This is a genomic window from Planomonospora corallina, from assembly GCF_042650625.1.
In the GTDB taxonomy this organism is placed as follows: Bacteria; Actinomycetota; Actinomycetes; order Streptosporangiales; family Streptosporangiaceae; genus Planomonospora_B; species Planomonospora_B corallina.
The window spans coordinates 245,883-265,693 of record NZ_JBHSBM010000023.1 but is presented as its reverse complement, the minus strand read 5'-3'; the positions used below and the strand labels follow the sequence as shown (position 1 = coordinate 265,693).

Here is a 19,811-nt window from a genome sequence, read left to right as displayed (position 1 = left end):
CTCCGGCGGACCTCGGGCGGGCCCGCGGTGGGCCTGCGGTGGGCCTGCGGTGGGCCTGCGGTGGGCCTGCGGTGGGCCTGCGGTGGGCCTGCGGTGGGCCCCCGGTGGGCCTGCGGTGGGCCCCCGGTGGGCACTGCCTAAGCTCGGCGCATGCCTTTCGCCCCCTCCTACCCCGTCATGCTCAGGACCCGGGACGGCGTCCGGATCGACGCCGCCCACACCCCGCCGCGGCGCGAGAGCGACCTCGCGATCGTGCTGGCGCACGGTTTCACCGGGTCGTTCCGCTCCCGCACCACCCGGCGGATCACCCACGTGCTCAGCGAGTCCGGCGGCGTGGTCGCGTTCGACTTCCGGGGACACGGCCGCTCGGGCGGCGAGACGACCGTGGGCGACCTGGAGATCCACGACCTGGACGCGGCGGTACGGCACGCGCGGACGATCGGCTACTCCCGGGTGGTGACCGTCGGGTTCTCCATGGGCGGGGCGGTGGCGCTCCGGCAGGCGGGCATCCTGCGCGGGGTGGACGGGGTGGTCGCGGTCAGCGCGCCCGCCCGCTGGTACTACCGGGGAACCCGGCCGATGCGGCAGGTCCACTGGGCGATCGAGCACCCGGCCGGGCGGCTGGCGGCGCGGCTGGGGAAGCGGACGCGGATCGCCCGGGGCGCGTGGGACCCGCTCCCGCTGGCGCCGTACGAGGCGGCCGGGAGGATCTCGCCGGTGCCGCTGCTCGTCGTGCACGGCGATGCCGACACCTTCTTCCCGCTCGACCACCCGCACCAGATCCACGACGCGGCCAAGGATCCGAAGGAGCTGTGGATCGAGCCCGGGTACGGTCACGCGGAGACGGCCGCCACCCCCGCCCTGATCCGCCGGATCGGGCGGTGGGCGGTCATGGTTTAGTCCTGCTATGGACGGCAACGGGTCGAGGCGGGGGTAATCGCACATGCGGAGCATCTACGTGGCCGGTCTCGGCCCCGGCGACGGCCGGCAGATCGTCGAACTCGGCCTGATGGAGCTGCTGACCCGCCGGGCCGGCCGTACCGGGGTCTTCCGGCCGATCGCCCGGGGTGAGCACGCCTCGCAGCTGATCGACGACCGGTACCGCCCCGCCGCCTCGGCGATCGGGGTGACCGCCGACGAGGCGGCCGGGATCTACGCCGAGCACGGCAGCGAGGAGCTCATCGGCCGGCTGGTCGCCCGCTTCCACACCCTGGAACGCGAGTGCGAGGCGCTGCTGGTGCTGGGCAGCTCCTTCGCCACCGACGACCTCCCGCGCGAGCTGGCCTTCAACGCCCGGCTGGCCGCCGAGTTCGGCGCCCCGGTGATCGTGGTGGTGGGCGCGCACGCCGACGGGGCCGGCGAGATCGCGCGGGAGATGCGCACCGGCTACCAGGTCTTCTCCGACCTGGGCTGCACCGTCCTGGCGGTGATCGCCAACCGGGTGCCGGAGGGCATGACCGTCGAGCCCGGCCTGCCGGTGCCGTACTACGTCATCCCCGAGAACCCCTCGCTCTCGGCGCCGACCGTCGCCCAGGTCGCGGAGGCCGTGGCGGCCAAGCAGATCCTGGGCGACGACGACGGCCTGCTGCGGGACGTGAACGGGTTCGTCTTCGGCGGCGCCACGCTCCCCACGCTCCTGTCGCACCTGGTGGACGGGGCGCTGCTGCTCACCCCGGGCGACCGGGCGGACCTGCTGCTGGCCGCGGCGGCCACGGAGGCGGCGGGCACCGTACGGCCGGCGGGCGTGGTGCTGACGCTGGGCCAGGCGCCTCCCGAGGACGTGCGGGAGCTCACCGCGCGGCTGGCCCCCGGCCTGCCGGTCCTGTCCGCCGAGGCCGGCAGCTTCTCCGTCGCCACCACGCTGGGCCACCTGGAGGGGCGGCTCACCGCGGACAACCCCCGCAAGATCGAGACGGCGCTCGGCCACTTCGAGGCGCACGTCGACACCGCCGACCTCGCCGACCGCATCGCGCTGGCCCGCTCCGAGCGGGTCACCCCGATGATGTTCGAGCACCTGCTGCTGGAGCGGGCGCGCGCCGACCGCCGGCACATCGTGCTGCCGGAGGGCGAGGACGACCGCATCCTGCGGGCCGCCGACCTGCTCATCCGCCGCGGCATCGTGGACCTGACCCTGCTGGGCCGCGAGGAGGCGGTCCGGCGGCGGATCACCGAGCTCGGCCTCGACCTGGCGGGGGTGGCGGTGGTCGACCCGGTGACCTCGCCGCTCCGCGACGAGTTCGCCGAGGAGTACGCCCGGATCCGGGCGCACAAGGGCGTCGCCCTCGACCGGGCCCGGGACGCGCTGACCGACGTCAACTTCTTCGGCACGATGATGCTGCACCAGGGCATGGTGGACGGCATGGTCTCCGGCGCCGCGCACACCACGGCCGCCACGATCCTGCCCGCCTTCCAGATCATCCGGACGGTCCCGGGCACGTCGATCGTCTCCTCGGTGTTCTTCATGTGCCTGGCCGACCGGGTGCTCGTCTACGGAGACTGCGCGGTCAACCCCGACCCGGACGCCGAGCAGCTCGCCGACATCGCCATCTCCTCGGCCCGCACGGCCCAGCAGTTCGGCGTCGAGCCGCGGGTGGCGATGCTGTCGTACTCGACGGGCCGCTCGGGCTCCGGCGCCGACGTGGACAAGGTCCGCGCGGCCACCGCCAGGGTCGCCGAGCGGGAGCCGGACCTGCTGGTCGAGGGCCCCATCCAGTACGACGCGGCGGTGGACCCGCACGTCGCCGCGGCCAAGCTGCCGGGTTCGCAGGTGGCGGGGCGGGCGACCGTGCTGATCTTCCCGGACCTCAACACCGGAAACAACACCTACAAGGCGGTGCAGCGCTCCGCCGGGGCGGTCGCGGTCGGCCCGGTCCTGCAGGGACTGCGCAAGCCGGTCAACGACCTGTCGCGCGGCGCGCTGGTCACCGACATCGTCAGCACGGTGGCCATCACCGCCATCCAGGCCCAGGGAGATCCCCGATGACGCACAAGCACATCCTGGTGCTCAACTCCGGATCCTCGTCGGTGAAGTACCGCCTGCTCTCGGTCGGCGAGTGGCCGGCGCCGAAGGCGGCGGTGCGCCTGGCCTCGGGGCTGGTGGAGCGGATCGGCGAGCCGGGCTCCGCGGTCGCCGACCACGGCCGGGCGCTGGAGGTCGTCGCGGACGAGCTGGCCCGGGTGGGCTTCGGACTGGACTCGCCCGAGCTGATGGCGATCGGGCACCGGGTGGTGCACGGCGGCACCGCCTTCACCGAGCCGACGCTGATCACCGACCGGGTGGTCGAGAAGATCAAGAAGCTCGTCCCGCTCGCCCCGCTGCACAACCCGGCCAACGTGGAGGGCATCCAGGTCGCCCGGCGGCTCCGCCCCGACCTGCCGCAGGTCGCGGTCTTCGACACCGCCTTCCACTGCACCATCCCGGAGGCCGCCGCGACCTACGCGATCGACCGCGCGACCGCCGAGCGGTACGGCATCCGCCGCTACGGCTTCCACGGCACCTCGCACGCCTACGTCTCCCGGGAGGCGGCCCGGCTGGCCGGTCGGGAGCACCCCAACGTGATCGTGCTGCACCTGGGCAACGGCGCCAGCGCCTCGGCGGTGGCCGACGGCCGGTGCGTGGAGACCTCGATGGGCATGACCCCGCTGGAGGGCCTGGTCATGGGCACCCGGAGCGGCGACGTGGACCCGGGCGTGCTCATCCACCTGCGCCGGGAGGCCAGGATGCGGACCGAGGAGGTCGACGCCCTGCTCAACCGGCGCAGCGGCCTGCTGGGCCTGTGCGGCGACAACGACATGCGGGCGGTGGAGCGGCGGGCGGCCGAGGGGGACCCGGACGCCGAGCTGGCGCTGGCGGTCTACTGCCACCGGCTCCGCAAATACGTCGGCGCCTACTACGCGGTACTCGGCACGGTGGACGTGATCGCCTTCACCGGCGGCATCGGGGAGAACTCCGCCCTGATCAGGCAGCGGGCGCTGACCGGGCTGGAGGCGCTCGGCATCGTCCTGGACCCGGACCTCAACGCGGCGGGCAAGGGGGTGGTCTCGGCCGGCGACTCGCGGGTGAAGGTGGCGGTGGTCCCCACGGACGAGGAGCTGGAGATCGCCCGTCAGACGTTCGAGGTCGTCTCCGGTGCCGATCGCGGATGAAAGGTGTCTACCTCTAGCGGAGGGATGAAATCCACCAGGAGAAGTCCGTAAGGAACGAACCACTGCCAATCGGCGGTGATGGTGCAGACTGTGTGCGGTCGGGCGGTCGCCCAGCGTCGCGGGGGTGCGCTGGGCGGCCCGTCCGTGCCCGGCCCGTCCGTGCCCGGCCCGCGGGCCGGGTACTCGGGCCGGGTGCTCGGGCCGGGGTGTGTCAGCCCAGGCGGGCGATGGACTTGTACTCCAGGTAGGACGCCAGGCCCTCGGGGCCCAGCTCGCGGCCGAGGCCGCTGGCCTTGAAGCCGCCGAACGGCGCGCACGACTCCAGCATGAAGACGTTGACGCCGTAGGTGCCGGTGCGGACCCGGCGGGCCACGTCCATGCCGTGCTCGGAGTCGGCGGTCCAGACCGAGCCCGACAGGCCGTAGTCGCTGTCGTTGGCGATGCGGACCGCGTCCTCCTCGTCCTCGTAGGGGATCACCGTCAGCACCGGGCCGAAGATCTCCTCCCGGGCGATGCGCATCTCGTTGGTCGCGCCGGCGAAGACCGTCGGGGCGACGTACCAGCCGCGCTCGTACGGGCGCTCCAGGCCGCCGACGACCGGCTTGGCACCCTCCTCGATGCCGATCCTGATGTAGTTCTCGACCCGCTCCTGCTGGCGCTGGGCGACCAGCGGGCCGATGCCCGTGGCCGGGTCGGCGGGGTCGCCGACCGACATGCCCCGGACCATCGCGGCGACCGCGTCCACGACCTCGTCGTAGCGGCTCCGGGAGGCGAGGATGCGGGTCTGCGCGATGCAGGCCTGGCCGTTGTTCATCATCGAGGCGATGGACAGGAAGCCCATCGCCGACGGCAGGTCGCAGTCGTCCAGGATGATCGCGGCGGACTTGCCGCCGAGCTCCAGGCTGACGCGCTTGAGCTGCTCGCCGCAGATGCCCGCGATGCGGCGGCCGGCGGCGGTGGAGCCGGTGAAGGCGACCTTGTCCACGCCGGGGTGGGAGACCAGGTGCTCGCCGGCCTCGCGCCCGGCGGGCACGATGCTGACCACGCCCTCTGGCAGGCCCGCCTCCTTGATCAGCTCGGCCAGCAGGTAGGAGTCGAGCGGCGTCTCGGGTGCGGGCTTGACGACGACCGTGCAGCCGGCGATCAGGGCCGGGGCCAGCTTCGTCATGATCACGAACTGCGGGACGTTCCACGGGACGATCGCGGCGACCACGCCGACGGGCTCACGCCGTACGGTGACCGGGCCGAAGGTGCCGGGCCGGTCCTCCTCGACGGCGAAGGTCCGGCCGAGCTCGGCGTAGTAGCGCAGGAAGCCGAGCGGCTGGGGGACCTGGGCCATCTGGGAGAAGGTGATGGGGGAGCCCATCTCCTCGGTGATGACGCGGGCCATCTCCTCCTGGCGGGCCTCGTAGAGGTCGGCGAGCCTGCTCACCACGGCGGCCCGCTCGGCCATGGTCATCCGGGGCCAGGGGCCGTGGTCGAACGCCTGGCGGGCGGCGGCCACCGCGCGGTCCATGTCGGCGGCGGTGCCCTCGGGGACGCGGCCGACGACCTCCTCGGTGTGCGGGGAGAGGACGTCGATCGTGGCGGTGCTCGCCGGGGCCGTCCAGTCGCCTCCGATGAACAGCGTGTCGTGCTGGCGCATGATCTCTTGCCTCCTGGTCGGCGGTCCGGGGCCGTTCACTGAACTAATGCTTGCTCGGACAGTGTCATCCTCCGGGGAGGGCTCCACAAGGCCCGCCGATCAGGAAAACCGAATCACGTTCTATCCATGGTCGCAAGGGTTCGGCCGTCCGTGCGGGGAAAGCCCGCATCGCCCGTGTCCGTGCCTCGTCGGTACCCGTGCCCGTGTCCGTACCCGTACCCGTGCCCGTGCCCGCGCACTGTCCGCCTCCCGGCCGCGAGGGCGAGGGGCGCGGGCGGCGGTGCGCGGTCTTCCGCACTTGGGGGACGAGCGCGCCGCCGGGGCCGTACCCTCGTGATGTGCCCGCCGGCGGGCCCGGCCTGAGCCGTGGGCGGGCGGTCGAGGCATGCCCGAAATTGTGGTCATAGGTGCTAGCTGGTAGATAGTTCATCAATGGTGTATGAAACCCACCATTCCGGTGGCGAGCTTGAAGATCGTCTTCTATAGTTTCGCTCCGTCCGCGAAGGGCTCTGGAGGTGAGCGAAGCGTGCGACCGAGCCGCCCGGCGGTGCTGGGCGTCCTGCTCGCGGCGCTCCTGCTGACCCCGGTGACGGCGGGGGCGAGCGCCGGACGGGTCGCCGCGTTCGACCCCGAGGCCAAGCTGAAGAAGCTGACCGCGGAGGCGGCGCAGCTCAACAAGCGCTACCGCGGCCAGGTGCAGACCCTGGAGGACGCCCGGGTCAAGGCCAAGAAGGCCACCGAGACCGCCAAGAGCCTCAAGCGGTCGCTGGCCACCGCGGAGACCGACGTGGTGCGCTTCGCCCAGAGCAGCTACATGGGCGGCCCGCTGGACAGCCCCGCCATGTTCGGCTTCCAGGGCGACGCCCAGACCGCCCTCGACCAGGCCGCGACCATGTCCCACCTCGCCAGCCAGCGGGCCAACCAGCTCGCCCGGATCAAGGAACTGATCAAGAAGGCCGGCGAGGCGGAGAAGAAGGCCGAGGCCGAGATCGTCAAGCTGGAGCGGGACATCTCCCGGCTCAAGAAGGACCGCGTCCGGCTCGAGGGCCTCCTGGCGAAGTACGGCTTCCAGCAGCCCACCTCCAACGGCGGCCTGACCGCCCGCACGGTCACCATGCGCAACCTGGTGCTGCAGAACTTCCCGATGCCGCACGGCTACGGCTGCCTGCGCCCCGGCGACCCCGGCGACCACGGCAGCGGCCGGGCCTGCGACTTCATGATGAGCTCCGGCGGCCAGGTCCCCACCGCCGAGGCCAAGGCCCGCGGCGACCGCCTGGCCCAGTGGGCGATCGACAACGGCGAGCGCCTCGGCGTGATGTACATCATCTGGCAGCAGCGGTACTACGACGTGCGGACCGGTGCGGGCTGGCGCATGATGTCCGACCGCGGCGGCAACACCGCCAACCACATCGACCACGTCCACATCTCGATGTTCTGACCGGCGTCCCGCGCGCCGGGACGCCCGGCACCTCCGGGAGCGCTACTCCCGGCCTTCCCGCCGCCGGGTGACGGCCTCCCGCACGTCACCGAGGAAGCGCTCGACGACCGCCCGCTCGCCGGCGTCGAACCGTTCCAGGACGGCGACGACCTCGCGGATGAGCGGGCCGAAGAAGCTCCAGCCGAGCGCGACGGCGCTCTCGTCCACCGTCAGCAGCACACGCCGGCGGTCGCGGGTGTCGCGTTCCCGGCGCACGTGGCCGAGCCGTTCCAGGCGGTCGACGACCGCGGTGGTGCCCGCGGAGTTGAGGCCCAGCTGCGCCCCCAGCGTGCCCGGGGTGGCGGGAGTGCCCGCACGGGCGGCGTCCAGCAGGCAGATCAGCGCGCGCACGTCGGTCGGGTGGAGGCCGTGCCGGGAGGCGAACCTCTCACCGAGCCGGTCGAGCTCCACGGTGACGGCGCGCAGCAGGTGCACCATCCGCATCCCCGGATCCCGGTCGTCCACCCGCGTCTCCGGGTCTCGGCCGTCCATCCGCCTCCCTCCGCCCTTCCATGATCCTCCGTGCTGTCATAGTGTCGCATCATCTCGTTCGGCGAGATTCTCGTCCGGTGAGCTATTTATCGGGATGGAGCCATGTCCGGTGACGGTCAAGGGGTGGACCCGGCCTTCCTCGCCGCCTACGACGCGGTCCTGGAGCGCTGGCCGGTCCCGGTCGAGACGGTCGACCTCCCGTCCGCGTACGGCACGACCCGGGTGAACGTGTGCGGCCCCGCGGACGGGCCGCCGCTGGTCCTGCTGCACGGGGGCGGCGCCACCGCGGCGTCGTGGTTCGCCAACGCCGCCGAACTCGCCGGCGGGCACCGGGTCCACGCCGTGGACCGCATCGGCGAGGCGGGGCGGAGCGTGCGGGGCGAACGGCCTCCCCGCACCGTCCCCGACCTGCTCGGCTGGCTGGACGGGGTGCTCGACGGCCTCGGGATCACCGGAGCGGCCCTGTGCGGGCACTCCTACGGCGCCTGGATCGCGCTGACGTACGGCCTGCACGCGCCCGGGCGGGTCCGGCGGCTCGTCCTCCTCGACCCGACGCAGTGCTTCGGCGGGTTCCGGCCCGGCTATCTGGCGCGCGCCCTGCCGTCCCTGCTGCGGCCGACGGCCGCCCGGGCCCGGGCGTTCCTGGCCTGGGAGACCGGTGGCGCGGAGGCCGATCCGGCCTGGCTGCGGCTGTACGGCCTGGCCGCGGAGTTCCCGGAGGCGAGGACCGTGGTCGGCAGGCGGCCCCGGCCCGAGGCGCTGCGCTCGTTCACGGCGCCGGCCCTGGTGCTCCTCGCCGGGCGGAGCAGGGCGCACGACGCGCACCGCGTCGCCTCCGCCGCCGGGCGCCTCCTGTCGCACGCGGAGACCGCGGTGCTGCCGGGCCTGTCCCACCACGCGATGCCCTGGCACGAGGCCGCGGAGATCAACAGGCGCATCACCGGCTTCCTCGAAGGGACCGGGACGCGCCGAGGGCAGTGATCCGCAAGCGGGCTCCAAGCGATCTCCTCTTCACTGGCGGCCATCGGCTGAGAGGAGAGACGATGCGCATCGCCGTCCGAGGGGTTCTGCTGGCCGCCGTGCTCGTACTGGGACTGCCCGCCGCGGCGCAGGCGGTGGAGCGGCCGTCGCCGTTCCCGTTCCACTGGGGGAAGATCAGGTCCGCCTCCGGGCACTCCGGCCACGCCCGGGTGGACGCCTGGGTCACCGCCTTCAACGAGAAGCACTTCCAGACCTACGGCAGCCTCTACGACCGGGACCGCCACGCGGGGCACTGCGCCTCGGTGCAGGCGAGGTTCCACTACTCGGACTCGAGAGGCGGCACGGGCCGGTCGAAGCCGCGCCGGGCGTGCGGCCCGGAGAAGAAGGGGTTCCTCTTCGAGTCCGCCCGGCCGGTCAAGTGGCTGGACCTCAAGGTGTGCGTCTACCGGCCGGCCGGCGGCACGGTCGCGCACTGCCGGACCGAGCGGATCAGGGACGAGGACTTCGCCTGGTGACGCCTCCCCCGGGGCACGGGGCTGCTCCCGCGCCCCGGGGGAGGCGAGGCGGTGGGAGGGCATCGCCTGTTAGGCGTCCGCTCACCGGCCTCACCAGGTTTGTCAACCATAAATAAACCTTAAATAAAGTTTCTTGTTGACAAGCTCTGTGGCGTGCGGTTACATCTTCGTGACCTCAGCCGTAACGGTGTTCTCCGGCAGGCGCCCCATCGAGAGAGCGCTTCCACACCGCGGGCGGGCCGTACGGCCGCGCCCCGAAAACGACCACGGAGCGGAACCCCCCATGCGCAAACGCCGGCCTCTTCTGGCTGCCCTGGCCGCGGCCCTCACCCTGACCGCCACGCTGGCCACCACCACGGGCGACGACCGGGCGGAAGCCGCCACCGCCGCCCCCGTCACCTGGTCCGACGAGTTCAACGCCGCCGCCGGGACCCCCGTCGACGGGTCCAAGTGGAAGTTCGACATCGGTGGCGGCGGCTGGGGCAACAACGAGCTGCAGTACTACACCAACTCCACCCAGAACGTGTACCACGACGGGCAGGGCCACCTCGCCATCACCGCCCGCAAGGGGAACCCGTCCGGCTACCAGTGCCACTACGGGTCCTGCCAGTACACCTCGGGCCGCATCCTGACGGCGGGCAAGTTCAGCCAGGCGTACGGCCGGTTCGAGGCCCGGATCAAGATCCCCAAGGGCCAGGGCATCTGGCCGGCCTTCTGGATGCTCGGCGGCGGCGACTGGCCGAACACCGGTGAGATCGACATCATGGAGAACGTCGGCAGCGCGCCGAACACGGTCCACGGCACCGTGCACGGCCCCGGCTACTCCGGCGGCGGCGGCATCGGCGGGAGCCGGACGATCGGCGCCCCGCTCGGCGACGCCTTCCACACCTACCGGGTCGACTGGTCCCCCAACCTCATCGTCTGGTACCTGGACGGATCGGAGTACTTCCGCCTCACGCCGGCCGGCATCCGCGGGAACCGGTGGGTCTTCGACCACCCGTTCTTCATGATCCTCAACGTGGCGGTCGGCGGGAACTGGCCGGGCAGCCCCAACGCGAGCACCTCCTTCCCGCAGACCATGCTGGTCGACTACGTCCGGGTCTCCGCCTGGGACGGCGGAGGGTCCGGGGGAGGGACCGGCAACGGGAACGGCAGCGCCCTGAAGTCGAAGCTGAACGGCCGCTGCATCGACATCCCCGGCGGGAAGGCCGTCGACGGCGCCCGGCTGCAGATGTACGACTGCAACGGCAGCGCCGCCCAGCGGTGGACCCTCAACGGCAACGGCACCGTGAGCGCGATGGGCATGTGCATGGACGCCGCGGGGGCCGGCACCGCCAACGGCACGCCGATCCAGCTCCACCCGTGCAAGGGCAACGCCGCCCAGCAGTTCCGGCTCAGCGCGGCCGGTGACCTGGTCAACCCGGTCTCCAACCGGTGCGTGGACGTGGTGGACCTCAACCCCGCCAACGGCGCGCGACTCCAGCTCTGGGACTGCGCCGGGACGGCCAACCAGAAGTGGACGCGCGGCTGATCTGAACCGGGGCGGAGGGCCGGCGGCGGGGCCGGCCTCCGCGTCGGCGCTTCCGGCGGGGCCGCACCGGAGTACGGCGTGGCCTCCGGTGCGGCCCCGACGGCCGGCCTTCCGGACCGGCCGGAACCGTCAGGGGGCGGGGAGGACGCCGCTGACGGCGTAGGTGACCAGGGTGGTCAGCACCTCCTTGACCGACTCGCGCTCGCGCACGTCGCACATGAGGATCGGCGCGACCCCGTCCAGGCCGAGCGCGCGCCGTACCTTGACCGGGTCGTGGCGGCGGGCGCCGTCGAAGCAGTTGACCGCCACCACGAACGGCAGGCCCCGCTGCTCGAAGTAGTCCACGGCCGGGAAGCAGTCCTGCAGGCGGCGGGTGTCGGCGAGCACGACGGCGCCGAGCGCGCCTTCGGAGAGCTCGTCCCACATGAACCAGAACCGGTCCTGGCCGGGGGTGCCGAACAGGTAGAGCCAGAGACCCTCGCGGATGGTGATGCGGCCGAAGTCCAGCGCGACCGTCGTGGTGGTCTTGGACTCCACGCCGGAGACGTCGTCCACGCCGACGCCGCGCTCGCTCAGCAGTTCCTCGGTGTGCAGCGGCCGGATCTCGCTGATGGTGCCGACCATGGTCGTCTTGCCGACCCCGAACCCGCCCGCGACGAGGATCTTGATCGCCATCGCCGGGTCGGCGAGCGCGGCCGTCGCCGGCTCAGAGCCTGCGTAGTCCATGGAGCACTTCCCTGTAGATGTCCTCGTTAATCGTCTGCGCCGCCGGGCCGGGCCTGCCGATGGTCACCAGGCCGTCGTGGCGCAGGTCACCGAGGAGCACGCGGGTGATGTTGATCGGCAGCCTCAGGTGCGCGGCGACGTCCGCCACCGGGGTCGGCCGCCGGCACAGGTTCAGCACGGCGTGCTGCTCCGGGCCCAGACCGGCCGGCTCCACCGGCACGTGGACGGTCGTGACGATGGCCACCAGGTCGAACGACTCGCCGGCCGGGCGGGCGCGGCCACCGGTCAGCCCGTAGAGCCGGATCAGCGGCCCCGGATCGTCCCCCGTCACGACCGGGACCCGTTCCAGGCGGGCGCCGGCGCCGCCGCCCTCGGCTGCGCCGACAGGTGCTCCCCGACCCGCTTGACCAGCAGGGCCATCTCGTAGGTGACGATGCCCAGGTCGGCGTCCTGCGCGGCCAGTACGGCGAGCCGGGCGCCCTGCCCGGCCGCGGTGACGAACAGGAAGCCGCCTTCCAGTTCGATGACGGTCTGCCGCACGCCGCCGAGGCCGAAGTGCCGGCCCGCGCCCGCGGCGAGGCTGTGGCTGCCGGCGGAGATGGCCGACAGGTGCTCGGTGTCCTCCCGGGTGAGGTCCCGGGAGCCGCCCATGGCCAGGCCGTCGGAGGAGAGCACGACGGCGTGCCGGACCCCGGGGACGCGCCGGGTGAGGTCGTCCAGCAGCCAGCTCAGCTCAGATCTCGGGTCGGCCATCGCAGTGGCCCTCCTTTCCGTTCGGGGAGTCACCGGGCGTCGTGTCACCGTGCGGGTCACCGGGCGCCGTGCTGTCGTACGGGCCGCCCCGCACGCCACCGGGCAGGCCGCCCCGCACGTCGCTGTGCAGGTCGCTGTGCACGTCGCTGTGCGCGTCCCCGTGCCGCCCGGCCTGGGTACGGCCCTGCTGCCAGCCCCGCTGCATCGCCGACATGCGGGTGAGGATCTCCTCCGGAGCCCGGGAGGATGGAGCGGACCCCCGCGGGGTCTCCCGCCGGTCCCCGCCGGGCACGCGGCGGAGCTGGGGGGCGAGGCTGGCCTGCCGTACCCGCACGGGCAGCCCGTCGAGGTCGTCGAGGTCGCCGGGGCCCGCGGTCCCCCCGGTCCCGGCGGGGTCGTCCTGCGGAGCCGCGGTCTCCGGGTTCCCGCCGGGACCGTCCTGCAGAGCCGGAAGCGGGGCGGACAGCGGCATGGCCGGTATGGACGGTGGCGCGGCCGGGGCGGACGGTGGCGTGGCCGGGGTGAAGAGCGACCGGGCCGGAGCCCCGGGCACCGCGCTCAGCGCCCGGACCGGCCCGCGGGCCGGTCCGCCGCCGGAGGAGCGGCCGGTCGCCGTGTCCGCCACTGTTCCGGTCACTGTTCCGGTCACTGCGTCGGCCGCCGGGCCGGTCACTGCGTCGGCCGCCGGGCCGGTCACCGTGCCGACCACTGGGCCGGCCACTCCGGTCACCGTGCCCGCCGGGAACTCGTCCTGCGGCCGGGAGCCGGCCAGCAGGCTCAGCGGGAGCATCACGATCGCCGTGGCGCCGTCGTAGGGCGAGGGCCGCAGCACGACCTTGATCCCGTGCCGGGCCGCGAGCCGGGAGACCACGAACAGGCCGAGCCGGTCGCTCTCGGCGGGGTCGAACTCCGGCGGCCGGGCGAGCCGGTCGTTGAGCGTGTCGACGCAGACCCCGCCCAGGCCCAGGCCGCGGTCCTCGATCTCGATCGCGTAGCCGTGGGCCGCCGCCGAGCCGCGCACGTGGACCGCGGTGCCCGGCGGGGAGAAGATCGTGGCGTTCTCCACCAGCTCCGCGACCAGGTGGACCACGTCGGTGACCGCGCCGCCGGTCAGCAGCGGCGCGTCGGGCATGGGCAGCACCGTGACGCGCGTGTAGTCCTCGACCTCCAGCACGGCGCTGCGCACCACGTCGAAGACCGGCACGGGCTCGCGCCAGCGGCGGCCGGGGGAGGCGCCGGACAGGACGATCAGGTTCTCCGCGTGGCGGCGCATGCGGGTGGTCAGGTGGTCGACCTTGAACAGGTCCTCCAGCGTCTGAGGGTCCTCGGTCCTGCGCTCCATCGTGTCCAGCAGCGTGAGCTGGCGGTGGAGCAGGGCCTGGCTCCGCCGGGCCAGGTTCAGGAAGACCTGGCCGACGCCCCTGCGGAGCACGGCCTGGCCGACCGCGGCCTCCACCGCGGTCCGCCGTACGGCCGACAGCGCCCCCACGATGCCGTTCACCTCGGCGGTCGGCGTGGGCGCCAGCTCGGGCGCCTCGGCCGCCGGGTCGACGTCCTCGCCGCCCGCGAGCCGGGTCACCAGACGGGGCAGCCGCTCCCCGGCCAGTTCGGCGGCCGCGGCCTGCACCTGCCGCAGCTCCCGGACCAGGGAGCGGGCGAAGCGGTAGGAGAGCAGGGCCGAGGCGACGACGACGATCAGGCCGAAGACCACGACCACCCCGATGTGCAGCAGGGCCATGGTCCGCAGGTGGCCGGCCTCGCCGGTGACGCGGGTCAGCTCCCGTCCGGCGTTGGAGTCGAGGGCGGCGAGGACGGTCTCGGCGTCCCGGTGCCACGCGGCGGCCTCCAGCGGCGGCGCTCCGGGGGCCGCCTCCCAGGCGAGGAGCCGCTCCTCGGCGGCCTGGAGCCGCCGGTAGGCGGTGCCCGCCGCCAGTTCCCGGTGGAGCGCCCGCAGTTCGGGGCTCATGTCGCGTTCGGCGGCGGCGAGCATGAGCGTGCGGCCGGTCGCCGCAGTGACGAAGGCGGTGTGCTCGGCGGTGGTCATCTCGCCGCGCGCCAGCGCGAGGGTGAGGAGGGCGTGCTCCCGGGACAGGTGCTCGGAGACGACGGAGTAGTAGGAGAGCCCCCGGACGATCCGGTGGGACGACACGTCGGTGAGCAGGTCCGCGGCGTTGAGCTGCCGGTGGGCGAGGCCGGTGAGCGCGGTGTAGCCCTCGACGGCCTCGAGCGGGCCCGTCCGGCCGTCGTCGGCCGACGAGCGCAGCGTGCCGAGCCCGTCCAGGCGCTCCAGCAGGGACCGCATGCCGGCGGCGTTCTCCGCGGCCGTGCTCTCCAGGCCGACGGAGGCGACCAGCTCACGCAGGGCGGAGACCGCGCCGTCGGTGGTCCGCCGCTGCTCCGCCAGTACGGCCCGCCGGTCGGGACGGCCGGCGGCCTCGGCGGTCAGCTGGCGTTCCCGGCGGAGTTCCCGGATCAGGTCCTGGACGGGGGAGCCGACCTCCTGCCACCGGCTCTGGGTCTGGGCCAGGGCGGAGATCTCCATGACGGTGACGTAGGAGTTGTAGCCCCACATGGAGACGAGGGCGATGAGCGGGATCACGAGGATCTTGAGGATCCTCGTGCGGATCGGCTGGGGGGTGCTCATTCATCGTGTCCAGTTCCGCGCGTGTCCCGCGCAGGGTCGTCCGTTGCGGTGGCGGTCACCCCCCGAGGGCCGCCGTGACGGGTGTGCTGTGATTCGCCCCACTATGCCGGTGTGATCAAAAGAGGATCAAGGTGGCGGGTGCGAAGATTCGGTATCGATGTCATCGCTCGGAGAGCGATCTGTCACGGAGAGGCAGGAGCGGGGGAGCCGGAGGCGCGGAGGGACTCCCGCCGCGCGGCGAGGCGCTCGCGCAGCCAGTGGTAGGAGGCCTTGGGCGTGCGCCTGCCGGTGGCGAAGTCGACGTGGACCAGGCCGAAGCGCTGGTGGTAGCCCTCGGCCCACTCGAAGTTGTCCAGCAGCGACCAGACGTAGTAGCCGCGCACGTCCACCCCGTCGGCCATCGCCCGCTCCATCGCCGCGATGTGCCCGTCGAGGTAGGCGATCCGGCCGGCGTCGTCCACCGCGCCGCCGGGACCGGCTTCGTCGGGCTGGGAGCAGCCGTTCTCGGTGACGTAGACCGGGGGCAGGGCGTCGCCGTACCGTGCGGCCAGGCCGGTCAGGAGCTCGTGCAGCCCGTCGGGGACGACGGGCCAGCCGAAGGCGGTGAGCGGGTACCCGGTGATCGGCACGTCGGTGAACGGCAGGACGTCGCCCGGGGCGGGAGCGGCGATCCGGGTGGGGTTGTAGTAGTTGACGCCCAGGCCGTCGAGCGGGGCGGAGATCAGGTCGAGGTCGCCGTCGCGGACGCAGTCGAGCGCAGGGCCGTACGCCGACAGGTCCGGGTAGCTCCCGAGCAGGACCGGGTCGTTGAACAGCCGGTTGTGCAGGATGTCGTAGGCCTCGGCGGCGGCCAGGTCGGCGGGGTCGGCGGAGGCGGGCCGGACGGGGGTGCAGTTGTTGGTGATCAGCACCTGCCGGGCGCCGTGCGCCCGCAGCGCCGCCGTGGCCAGGCCGTGCCCGAGCAGCTGGTGGTGGGCGGCGGGCAGGGCGCCGGTGAGCAGGGCCAGCCCGGGGGCGTGCACACCCGTGGCGTAGCCGTAGGCCATGTGGACGAAGGGCTCGTTGAGGGTGATCCACATCGGGATGCGGTCGGCGAGCCGGTCGGCCACCAGGGCGGTGTAGTCCGCGAAGCGGTGCGCGGTGTCGCGGGAGAGCCAGCCCCCCGCGTCCTGGAGGGGCTGCGGCAGGTCCCAGTGGAAGAGGGTCGCGGCCGGGACGACGCCCTCGGCGAGCAGGGCGTCGGTGAGCCGGTCGTAGAAGTCCAGCCCGGCGGGGTTCGCCGGTCCCGTGCCGGTGGGCTGCACCCGGGGCCAGGCGATGGAGAAGCGGTAGGAGTCCACCCCCAGGCCGGCCAGGAGCGCGACGTCCTCGGGCCAGCGGTGGTAGTGGTCGCAGGCGACGTCGCCGGTGTGGCCGTCCGCGACGCGGCCGGGCTCGTGGGAGAAGGTGTCCCAGATGGACGGCCCCCGGCCGTCCTCCGCGACGGCGCCCTCGATCTGGTAGGAAGCGGTGGCCGCGCCCCAGAGGAACATCTGCACCCTCCAATTGTGTGAGTGATGCTCATGTTAGACCGGGGGAGGGGCCCATGGGGGATGATGGGGGAATGACGAACGTCTCCGGGGGAACGTTGCGCCGCCGCCCCGCCCAGCGGCGGAGCGTGGAACGGGTCGAGCGCATGCTGGACGAGTGCGCCAAGCTGCTGGACGAGGTCGGGTACGAGGCGCTGACCACCAAGGAGGTCGCGCGCCGCGCGGAGGTGCCGATCGGCACCTTCTACCAGTTCTTCCCCGACAAGCAGGGGCTGGTGCGCGCCCTCGCCTTCCGCAACCTGGAGGCCTTCCTCGACCGGATCACCACCCGGCTCGGTGACACGGACCTGTCCGGCTGGACAGAGCTGGTGGACCTGGCCATCGACGAGTTCGTCGCGATGAAGCGCTCCACGCCGGGGTTCGCCGTGATGGACTTCGGCGAGGTCCTGCCCACGCCGGGCGGACCCGCGCTGCGCGGCACCGAGCGCATGCTCGACGCCGCGCTGGAGAACAACGTGGTCGTGGCCGACCGCCTCCGGACGATCACCATCGACGTGCTCGGCGCCCCGGTGGGGCCGGAGCTGGACCGCGCGCTGGTCGTCGCGGTGGAGGCGGCCGACGCGGTGCTCAAGCTCGCCTTCCGGACCGCGCCGGAGGGGGATCCCGAGCTGATCGCCGAGTGCAAGCTCCTGGTCCGGCGCTACCTCGCCGGCCACCTCCCGTCGTAGTCCGCCGGCCCGGTCAGGAGACCGAGTCCAGGCGGGCGCGGAGCTCGTCGTCGAGCTTCACGTCCAGGGCCCCGAGGGCCTCGTCGAGCTGGGCGAGGGTGCTCACCCCGACGATCGGCACCACGGCGGGGGAGCCGCCGACCAGCCAGGCCAGGACGACCTGGTTCACCGTGGCGCCCACCTCGGCCGCGACCTCGCGCACCGCGGCGAGGCGGCGGGCGGTGCCCGGGTGGTCGAACGCCTCGTCGAAGGGCCGGTCCTCGCGGGTGTAGCCGCCGCTCATCAGGGTGTTGTAGGCCCACAGCGTGACGCCGGGTTCCTGGCGCAGGTAGTCGAGGGTCTCCTCGCTCGCCACCACGTGCCCGGCCGACCGCAGCGGAGCGCCCGGGCGGGGCCGGACGTAGGAGTGGCGCAGCTGCAGATGGGCGTAGGGGGTCCAGCCGTTCTCCCGGGCGACGTTCCGGGCCCGCTCGAGCCTCCAGACGGGGAGGTTGCTGGCGCCGAGCTCGCGGACCTTGCCCGCCCGGACCAGCCCGTCGAAGGCCTCGGCCGTCTCGGCGAGCGGGACGGACCGGTCCTCGATGTGCGCCCAGTACACGTCGACGTGGTCGGTTCCGAGCCTGCGGAGGCTGCCCTCGATCGCGGTCCCGACCGCCCCGGCGGACAGTCCTTCGGCCGAGCCGAGCGTGCGGTCGCCGGGGACGGTCGGCCGGGCGCCGCACTTGGTGCCGATCACCATGTGGTCGCGGTTGTTCCGGGAGGCCAGCCAGCGGCCGATGGTCAGCTCGCTCTCGTCCCCGGTCGCCCCGTCGTACCAGAAGGGGTAGTTGTTGGAGGTGTCCAGCAGCGCGCCGCCCGCCTCGGCGAAACGATCCATGATCGCGAATGCCGTACGGTCGTCCACCGCGGTGCCGAACGGGATGGTGCCCAGTGCCAGCGGAATGTGCGTCATGCGTCCCAGCCTGGCCGCTGGAGCACACTCCATGTCAAACGGCCCGGCGCGGCGGCCTGGAGCTTGACCTGGAGCCCGCTCCAGGTGCCATGCTGGCCAGCCATGAGCACGAGTGTGTACACGCCGGGACAGGCCGCGGAGGAGACCGGGTTCAGCCTCGACACTCTGCGCTACTACGAGCGGATCGGGCTGCTGGAGCGGGTCGGCCGCAACGCCGCGGGCCAGCGCCGCTTCACCCAGGACGACATCGGCTGGCTGGGCATGATCAGATGTCTGCGCGACACCGGCATGCCGATCGCGGAGATGCTCCGCTTCGCGGAGCTGACCCGGGAGGGCGAGCACACGATCCGGGACCGGATCGCGCTGCTCGAGGCCCACGACCGGCGGGTGGAGGCGCAGGTCGCGAACCTCCGGGAGAAGCAGACCGCGATCCGCAACAAGATCCGCTATTACCGCGGGGTGGTCGGCGAGACGCCCTGCGCCGCCTCGGGTACGGCCGAGCGAGGACTGGAGCACGCCGGGTCGCGGAGCGCGTGAGCCGTACGGCGGCTTTGCCGCGGGGCGAGTGTCCCTTTCCGCGCCGGCTGCTAGACCGGTAGCCGGATCTCGGGGAGGGAGCCATGGCCGCACCGCGCGCGCGACGGATCAACATCCCCCTGCGGCACGTCGCGGTGGCATGCGGGGTGATGCTGTTCGTGCTGCTCGGCAAGGTCACCTACGTCCAGACGTTCGACGCGGCCCGGCTGAAGGAGGACCCGCGCAACCGGCGCGCGCTGGCCGCGCGGTTCGACCGGCCGCGGGGAGAGATCGTGCTCCGTGACGGCACCGTCGTGGCGTCCACCCGTCCCGCCGACGGCCCCTACCGCTACCGGCGGCTCTATCCCGGCGGCCCGGTCTACGCCCCGGTCACCGGTCACCTGTCGTTCTACGGCGCCACCGGCGTCGAGCAGGCGGAGGACGCGGTGCTCTCCGGGAAGGACCCCCGGGTGACGGTGCGCTCGATCATGAGTGCGACCCCGGCGAGGACCACGGTCAGGCTGACCGTGGACGGCCGGGCGCAGCGGGCCGCCTACGAGGGGCTGCGCGCCACCGGCAGGCCCGGGGCCGCCGTCGCGCTCGACCCGGCGACCGGCGCGATCCTGGCGATGGCCTCCTACCCCTCCTACGATCCGAACGCCTACGCGACCCCCGACCTCGCCGAGCTCGGCCGGACCGACCGGCGGCTGCGGTCCGAGCCCGGGCGGCCGCTGCTGAACCGGGCGGTCCAGGAGACCTACCCGCCCGGTTCCGTCTTCAAGGTCGTGACCGCCGCCGCCGCGCTCGCCTCCGGCTCCTGGCGGCCGGGCACGGACGTCGCCGCCCCCGACGTCCTGCGGCTCCCCGGCTCCTCCGCACTGCTGCGCAACTACCGCGGCACGGCCTGCGGGGACGGCCTGCCCACCCTGGCCCACGCGTTCAAGCTCTCCTGCAACACGCCGTTCGCGATGCTCGGCGCCGAACTCGGCCAGGACGCGCTGCGCGAGCAGGCCGAGGCGTTCGGGTTCAACGACGACGGGCTCCGGGTGCCCCTGCCGGTGGCCGGGAGCGTCTACCCGGCCGGGATGGACCGGGCGCAGACCGCGATGTCGGCGCTCGGCCAGTTCGACGACCGGGCCACCCCCCTCGTGCTCGCGATGATCTCGGCGGCGGGCG

General features: G+C 73.3%; 18 protein-coding genes. 10 read left to right on the top strand and 8 right to left on the bottom strand.

All coding sequences use genetic code 11. The annotated features are described in order from the left end of the window. Positions 1 to 150: 150 nt before the first annotated feature. The 3 genes from ACFOWE_RS20475 to ACFOWE_RS20465 are packed head-to-tail and all read left to right on the top strand — an operon-like array spanning position 151 to position 4,146. Positions 151 to 900 (top strand): alpha/beta hydrolase, encoded by a 750-nt coding sequence (locus tag ACFOWE_RS20475; RefSeq protein ID WP_377290165.1) that lies wholly within the window; start codon positions 151 to 153, stop codon positions 898 to 900. Between the two features lie 43 nt (positions 901 to 943). Further along, positions 944 to 2,983: a phosphate acetyltransferase gene (pta, locus tag ACFOWE_RS20470; RefSeq protein WP_377290163.1), complete on the top strand. Its 2,040-nt coding sequence runs from the start codon at positions 944 to 946 to the stop codon at positions 2,981 to 2,983. After that, complete coding sequence (locus tag ACFOWE_RS20465; RefSeq protein ID WP_377290161.1) at positions 2,980 to 4,146, top strand: acetate/propionate family kinase; 1,167 nt, start codon at positions 2,980 to 2,982, stop codon at positions 4,144 to 4,146. The genes pta and ACFOWE_RS20465 overlap by 4 nt, the downstream gene beginning before the upstream one ends. A 211-nt stretch (positions 4,147 to 4,357) precedes the next feature. On the opposite strand, the gene ACFOWE_RS20460 is transcribed toward ACFOWE_RS20465, so the two are convergent. Beyond that, positions 4,358 to 5,791 (bottom strand): aldehyde dehydrogenase, encoded by a 1,434-nt coding sequence (locus ACFOWE_RS20460; RefSeq protein WP_377290159.1) that lies wholly within the window; start codon positions 5,789 to 5,791, stop codon positions 4,358 to 4,360. 526 nt (positions 5,792 to 6,317) lie between these two features. Between ACFOWE_RS20460 and ACFOWE_RS20455 the strand changes: the two genes are divergently transcribed. Then, positions 6,318 to 7,229 carry a coiled-coil domain-containing protein gene (locus ACFOWE_RS20455; RefSeq protein WP_377290157.1) on the top strand — a complete coding sequence of 304 codons (912 nt, stop codon included), beginning with the start codon at positions 6,318 to 6,320 and terminating at the stop codon, positions 7,227 to 7,229. A gap of 42 nt (positions 7,230 to 7,271) precedes the next feature. Here ACFOWE_RS20455 and ACFOWE_RS20450 read toward each other — a convergent pair whose 3' ends face one another. Next, entirely contained in the window at positions 7,272 to 7,760 is a 489-nt protein-coding gene (locus ACFOWE_RS20450; protein ID WP_377290155.1) for a MarR family winged helix-turn-helix transcriptional regulator, read from the bottom strand. Between the two features lie 102 nt (positions 7,761 to 7,862). On the opposite strand from ACFOWE_RS20450, the gene ACFOWE_RS20445 reads away from it, so the two are divergent. The 3 genes from ACFOWE_RS20445 to ACFOWE_RS20435 all read left to right on the top strand — a co-directional run bounded on the left by ACFOWE_RS20445 (position 7,863) and on the right by ACFOWE_RS20435 (position 10,787). After that, a complete protein-coding gene (locus ACFOWE_RS20445) occupies positions 7,863 to 8,741 on the top strand; it encodes an alpha/beta fold hydrolase (protein WP_377290153.1) in 879 nt (292 codons plus the stop codon). 62 nt (positions 8,742 to 8,803) lie between these two features. Then, a complete protein-coding gene (locus ACFOWE_RS20440) occupies positions 8,804 to 9,256 on the top strand; it encodes a hypothetical protein (protein ID WP_377290151.1) in 453 nt (150 codons plus the stop codon). 283 nt (positions 9,257 to 9,539) lie between these two features. Further along, positions 9,540 to 10,787 (top strand): family 16 glycosylhydrolase, encoded by a 1,248-nt coding sequence (locus ACFOWE_RS20435; RefSeq protein ID WP_377290149.1) that lies wholly within the window; start codon positions 9,540 to 9,542, stop codon positions 10,785 to 10,787. 129 nt (positions 10,788 to 10,916) lie between these two features. Here ACFOWE_RS20435 and ACFOWE_RS20430 read toward each other — a convergent pair whose 3' ends face one another. The 5 genes from ACFOWE_RS20430 to ACFOWE_RS20410 all read right to left on the bottom strand — a co-directional run bounded on the left by ACFOWE_RS20430 (position 10,917) and on the right by ACFOWE_RS20410 (position 16,442). Next, positions 10,917 to 11,513, bottom strand: coding sequence for a GTP-binding protein (locus ACFOWE_RS20430; RefSeq protein WP_377290147.1), 597 nt, complete (start codon positions 11,511 to 11,513; stop codon positions 10,917 to 10,919). Continuing rightward, positions 11,494 to 11,844: a DUF742 domain-containing protein gene (locus ACFOWE_RS20425; protein WP_377290145.1), complete on the bottom strand. Its 351-nt coding sequence runs from the start codon at positions 11,842 to 11,844 to the stop codon at positions 11,494 to 11,496. The genes ACFOWE_RS20430 and ACFOWE_RS20425 overlap by 20 nt, the downstream gene beginning before the upstream one ends. Then, positions 11,841 to 12,266, bottom strand: coding sequence for a roadblock/LC7 domain-containing protein (locus ACFOWE_RS20420; protein WP_377290143.1), 426 nt, complete (start codon positions 12,264 to 12,266; stop codon positions 11,841 to 11,843). Before ACFOWE_RS20420 ends, ACFOWE_RS20425 begins: the two co-directional genes overlap by 4 nt. Continuing rightward, entirely contained in the window at positions 12,247 to 14,910 is a 2,664-nt protein-coding gene (locus ACFOWE_RS20415) for a sensor histidine kinase (protein WP_377290141.1), read from the bottom strand. The genes ACFOWE_RS20420 and ACFOWE_RS20415 overlap by 20 nt, the downstream gene beginning before the upstream one ends. A 182-nt stretch (positions 14,911 to 15,092) precedes the next feature. Beyond that, on the bottom strand, positions 15,093 to 16,442 hold the full coding sequence (locus tag ACFOWE_RS20410) for a GH1 family beta-glucosidase (RefSeq protein ID WP_377290375.1): 1,350 nt from the start codon (positions 16,440 to 16,442) through the stop codon (positions 15,093 to 15,095). Positions 16,443 to 16,513: 71 nt separating this feature from the next. Here ACFOWE_RS20410 and ACFOWE_RS20405 point away from each other — a divergent pair, with 71 nt between their 5' ends. Continuing rightward, a complete protein-coding gene (locus ACFOWE_RS20405) occupies positions 16,514 to 17,167 on the top strand; it encodes a TetR/AcrR family transcriptional regulator (protein WP_377290139.1) in 654 nt (217 codons plus the stop codon). 13 nt (positions 17,168 to 17,180) lie between these two features. Here the strand turns inward: ACFOWE_RS20405 and ACFOWE_RS20400 are convergent, their stop codons facing one another. After that, positions 17,181 to 18,119, bottom strand: coding sequence for an aldo/keto reductase (locus ACFOWE_RS20400; RefSeq protein WP_377290137.1), 939 nt, complete (start codon positions 18,117 to 18,119; stop codon positions 17,181 to 17,183). Between the two features lie 102 nt (positions 18,120 to 18,221). Between ACFOWE_RS20400 and ACFOWE_RS20395 the strand changes: the two genes are divergently transcribed. Both ACFOWE_RS20395 and ACFOWE_RS20390 read left to right on the top strand, forming a co-directional pair. Beyond that, a complete protein-coding gene (locus tag ACFOWE_RS20395) occupies positions 18,222 to 18,656 on the top strand; it encodes a MerR family transcriptional regulator (RefSeq protein ID WP_377290135.1) in 435 nt (144 codons plus the stop codon). Positions 18,657 to 18,739: 83 nt separating this feature from the next. Continuing rightward, a partial coding sequence (locus ACFOWE_RS20390; protein WP_377290133.1) for a penicillin-binding transpeptidase domain-containing protein occupies positions 18,740 to 19,811 on the top strand: 1,072 nt, incomplete at its 3' end.

Excerpts from the sequence above, each read along its gene's own strand:
- ACFOWE_RS20440 (WP_377290151.1), top strand. The coding sequence starts at position 8,804 with ATGCGCATCGCCGTCCGAGGGGTTCTGCTGGCCGCCGTGCTCGTACTG.
- pta (WP_377290163.1), top strand. The coding sequence starts at position 944 with ATGCGGAGCATCTACGTGGCCGGTCTCGGCCCCGGCGACGGCCGGCAG.
- ACFOWE_RS20450 (WP_377290155.1), bottom strand. The coding sequence starts at position 7,760 with ATGGACGGCCGAGACCCGGAGACGCGGGTGGACGACCGGGATCCGGGG.
- ACFOWE_RS20420 (WP_377290143.1), bottom strand. The coding sequence starts at position 12,266 with ATGGCCGACCCGAGATCTGAGCTGAGCTGGCTGCTGGACGACCTCACC.
- ACFOWE_RS20395 (WP_377290135.1), top strand. The coding sequence starts at position 18,222 with ATGAGCACGAGTGTGTACACGCCGGGACAGGCCGCGGAGGAGACCGGG.
- ACFOWE_RS20445 (WP_377290153.1), top strand. The coding sequence starts at position 7,863 with ATGTCCGGTGACGGTCAAGGGGTGGACCCGGCCTTCCTCGCCGCCTAC.
- ACFOWE_RS20475 (WP_377290165.1), top strand. The coding sequence starts at position 151 with ATGCCTTTCGCCCCCTCCTACCCCGTCATGCTCAGGACCCGGGACGGC.
- ACFOWE_RS20415 (WP_377290141.1), bottom strand. The coding sequence starts at position 14,910 with ATGAGCACCCCCCAGCCGATCCGCACGAGGATCCTCAAGATCCTCGTG.
- ACFOWE_RS20410 (WP_377290375.1), bottom strand. The coding sequence starts at position 16,442 with ATGTTCCTCTGGGGCGCGGCCACCGCTTCCTACCAGATCGAGGGCGCC.
- ACFOWE_RS20430 (WP_377290147.1), bottom strand. The coding sequence starts at position 11,513 with ATGGACTACGCAGGCTCTGAGCCGGCGACGGCCGCGCTCGCCGACCCG.
- ACFOWE_RS20465 (WP_377290161.1), top strand. The coding sequence starts at position 2,980 with ATGACGCACAAGCACATCCTGGTGCTCAACTCCGGATCCTCGTCGGTG.
- ACFOWE_RS20405 (WP_377290139.1), top strand. The coding sequence starts at position 16,514 with ATGACGAACGTCTCCGGGGGAACGTTGCGCCGCCGCCCCGCCCAGCGG.
- ACFOWE_RS20400 (WP_377290137.1), bottom strand. The coding sequence starts at position 18,119 with ATGACGCACATTCCGCTGGCACTGGGCACCATCCCGTTCGGCACCGCG.
- ACFOWE_RS20460 (WP_377290159.1), bottom strand. The coding sequence starts at position 5,791 with ATGCGCCAGCACGACACGCTGTTCATCGGAGGCGACTGGACGGCCCCG.
- ACFOWE_RS20435 (WP_377290149.1), top strand. The coding sequence starts at position 9,540 with ATGCGCAAACGCCGGCCTCTTCTGGCTGCCCTGGCCGCGGCCCTCACC.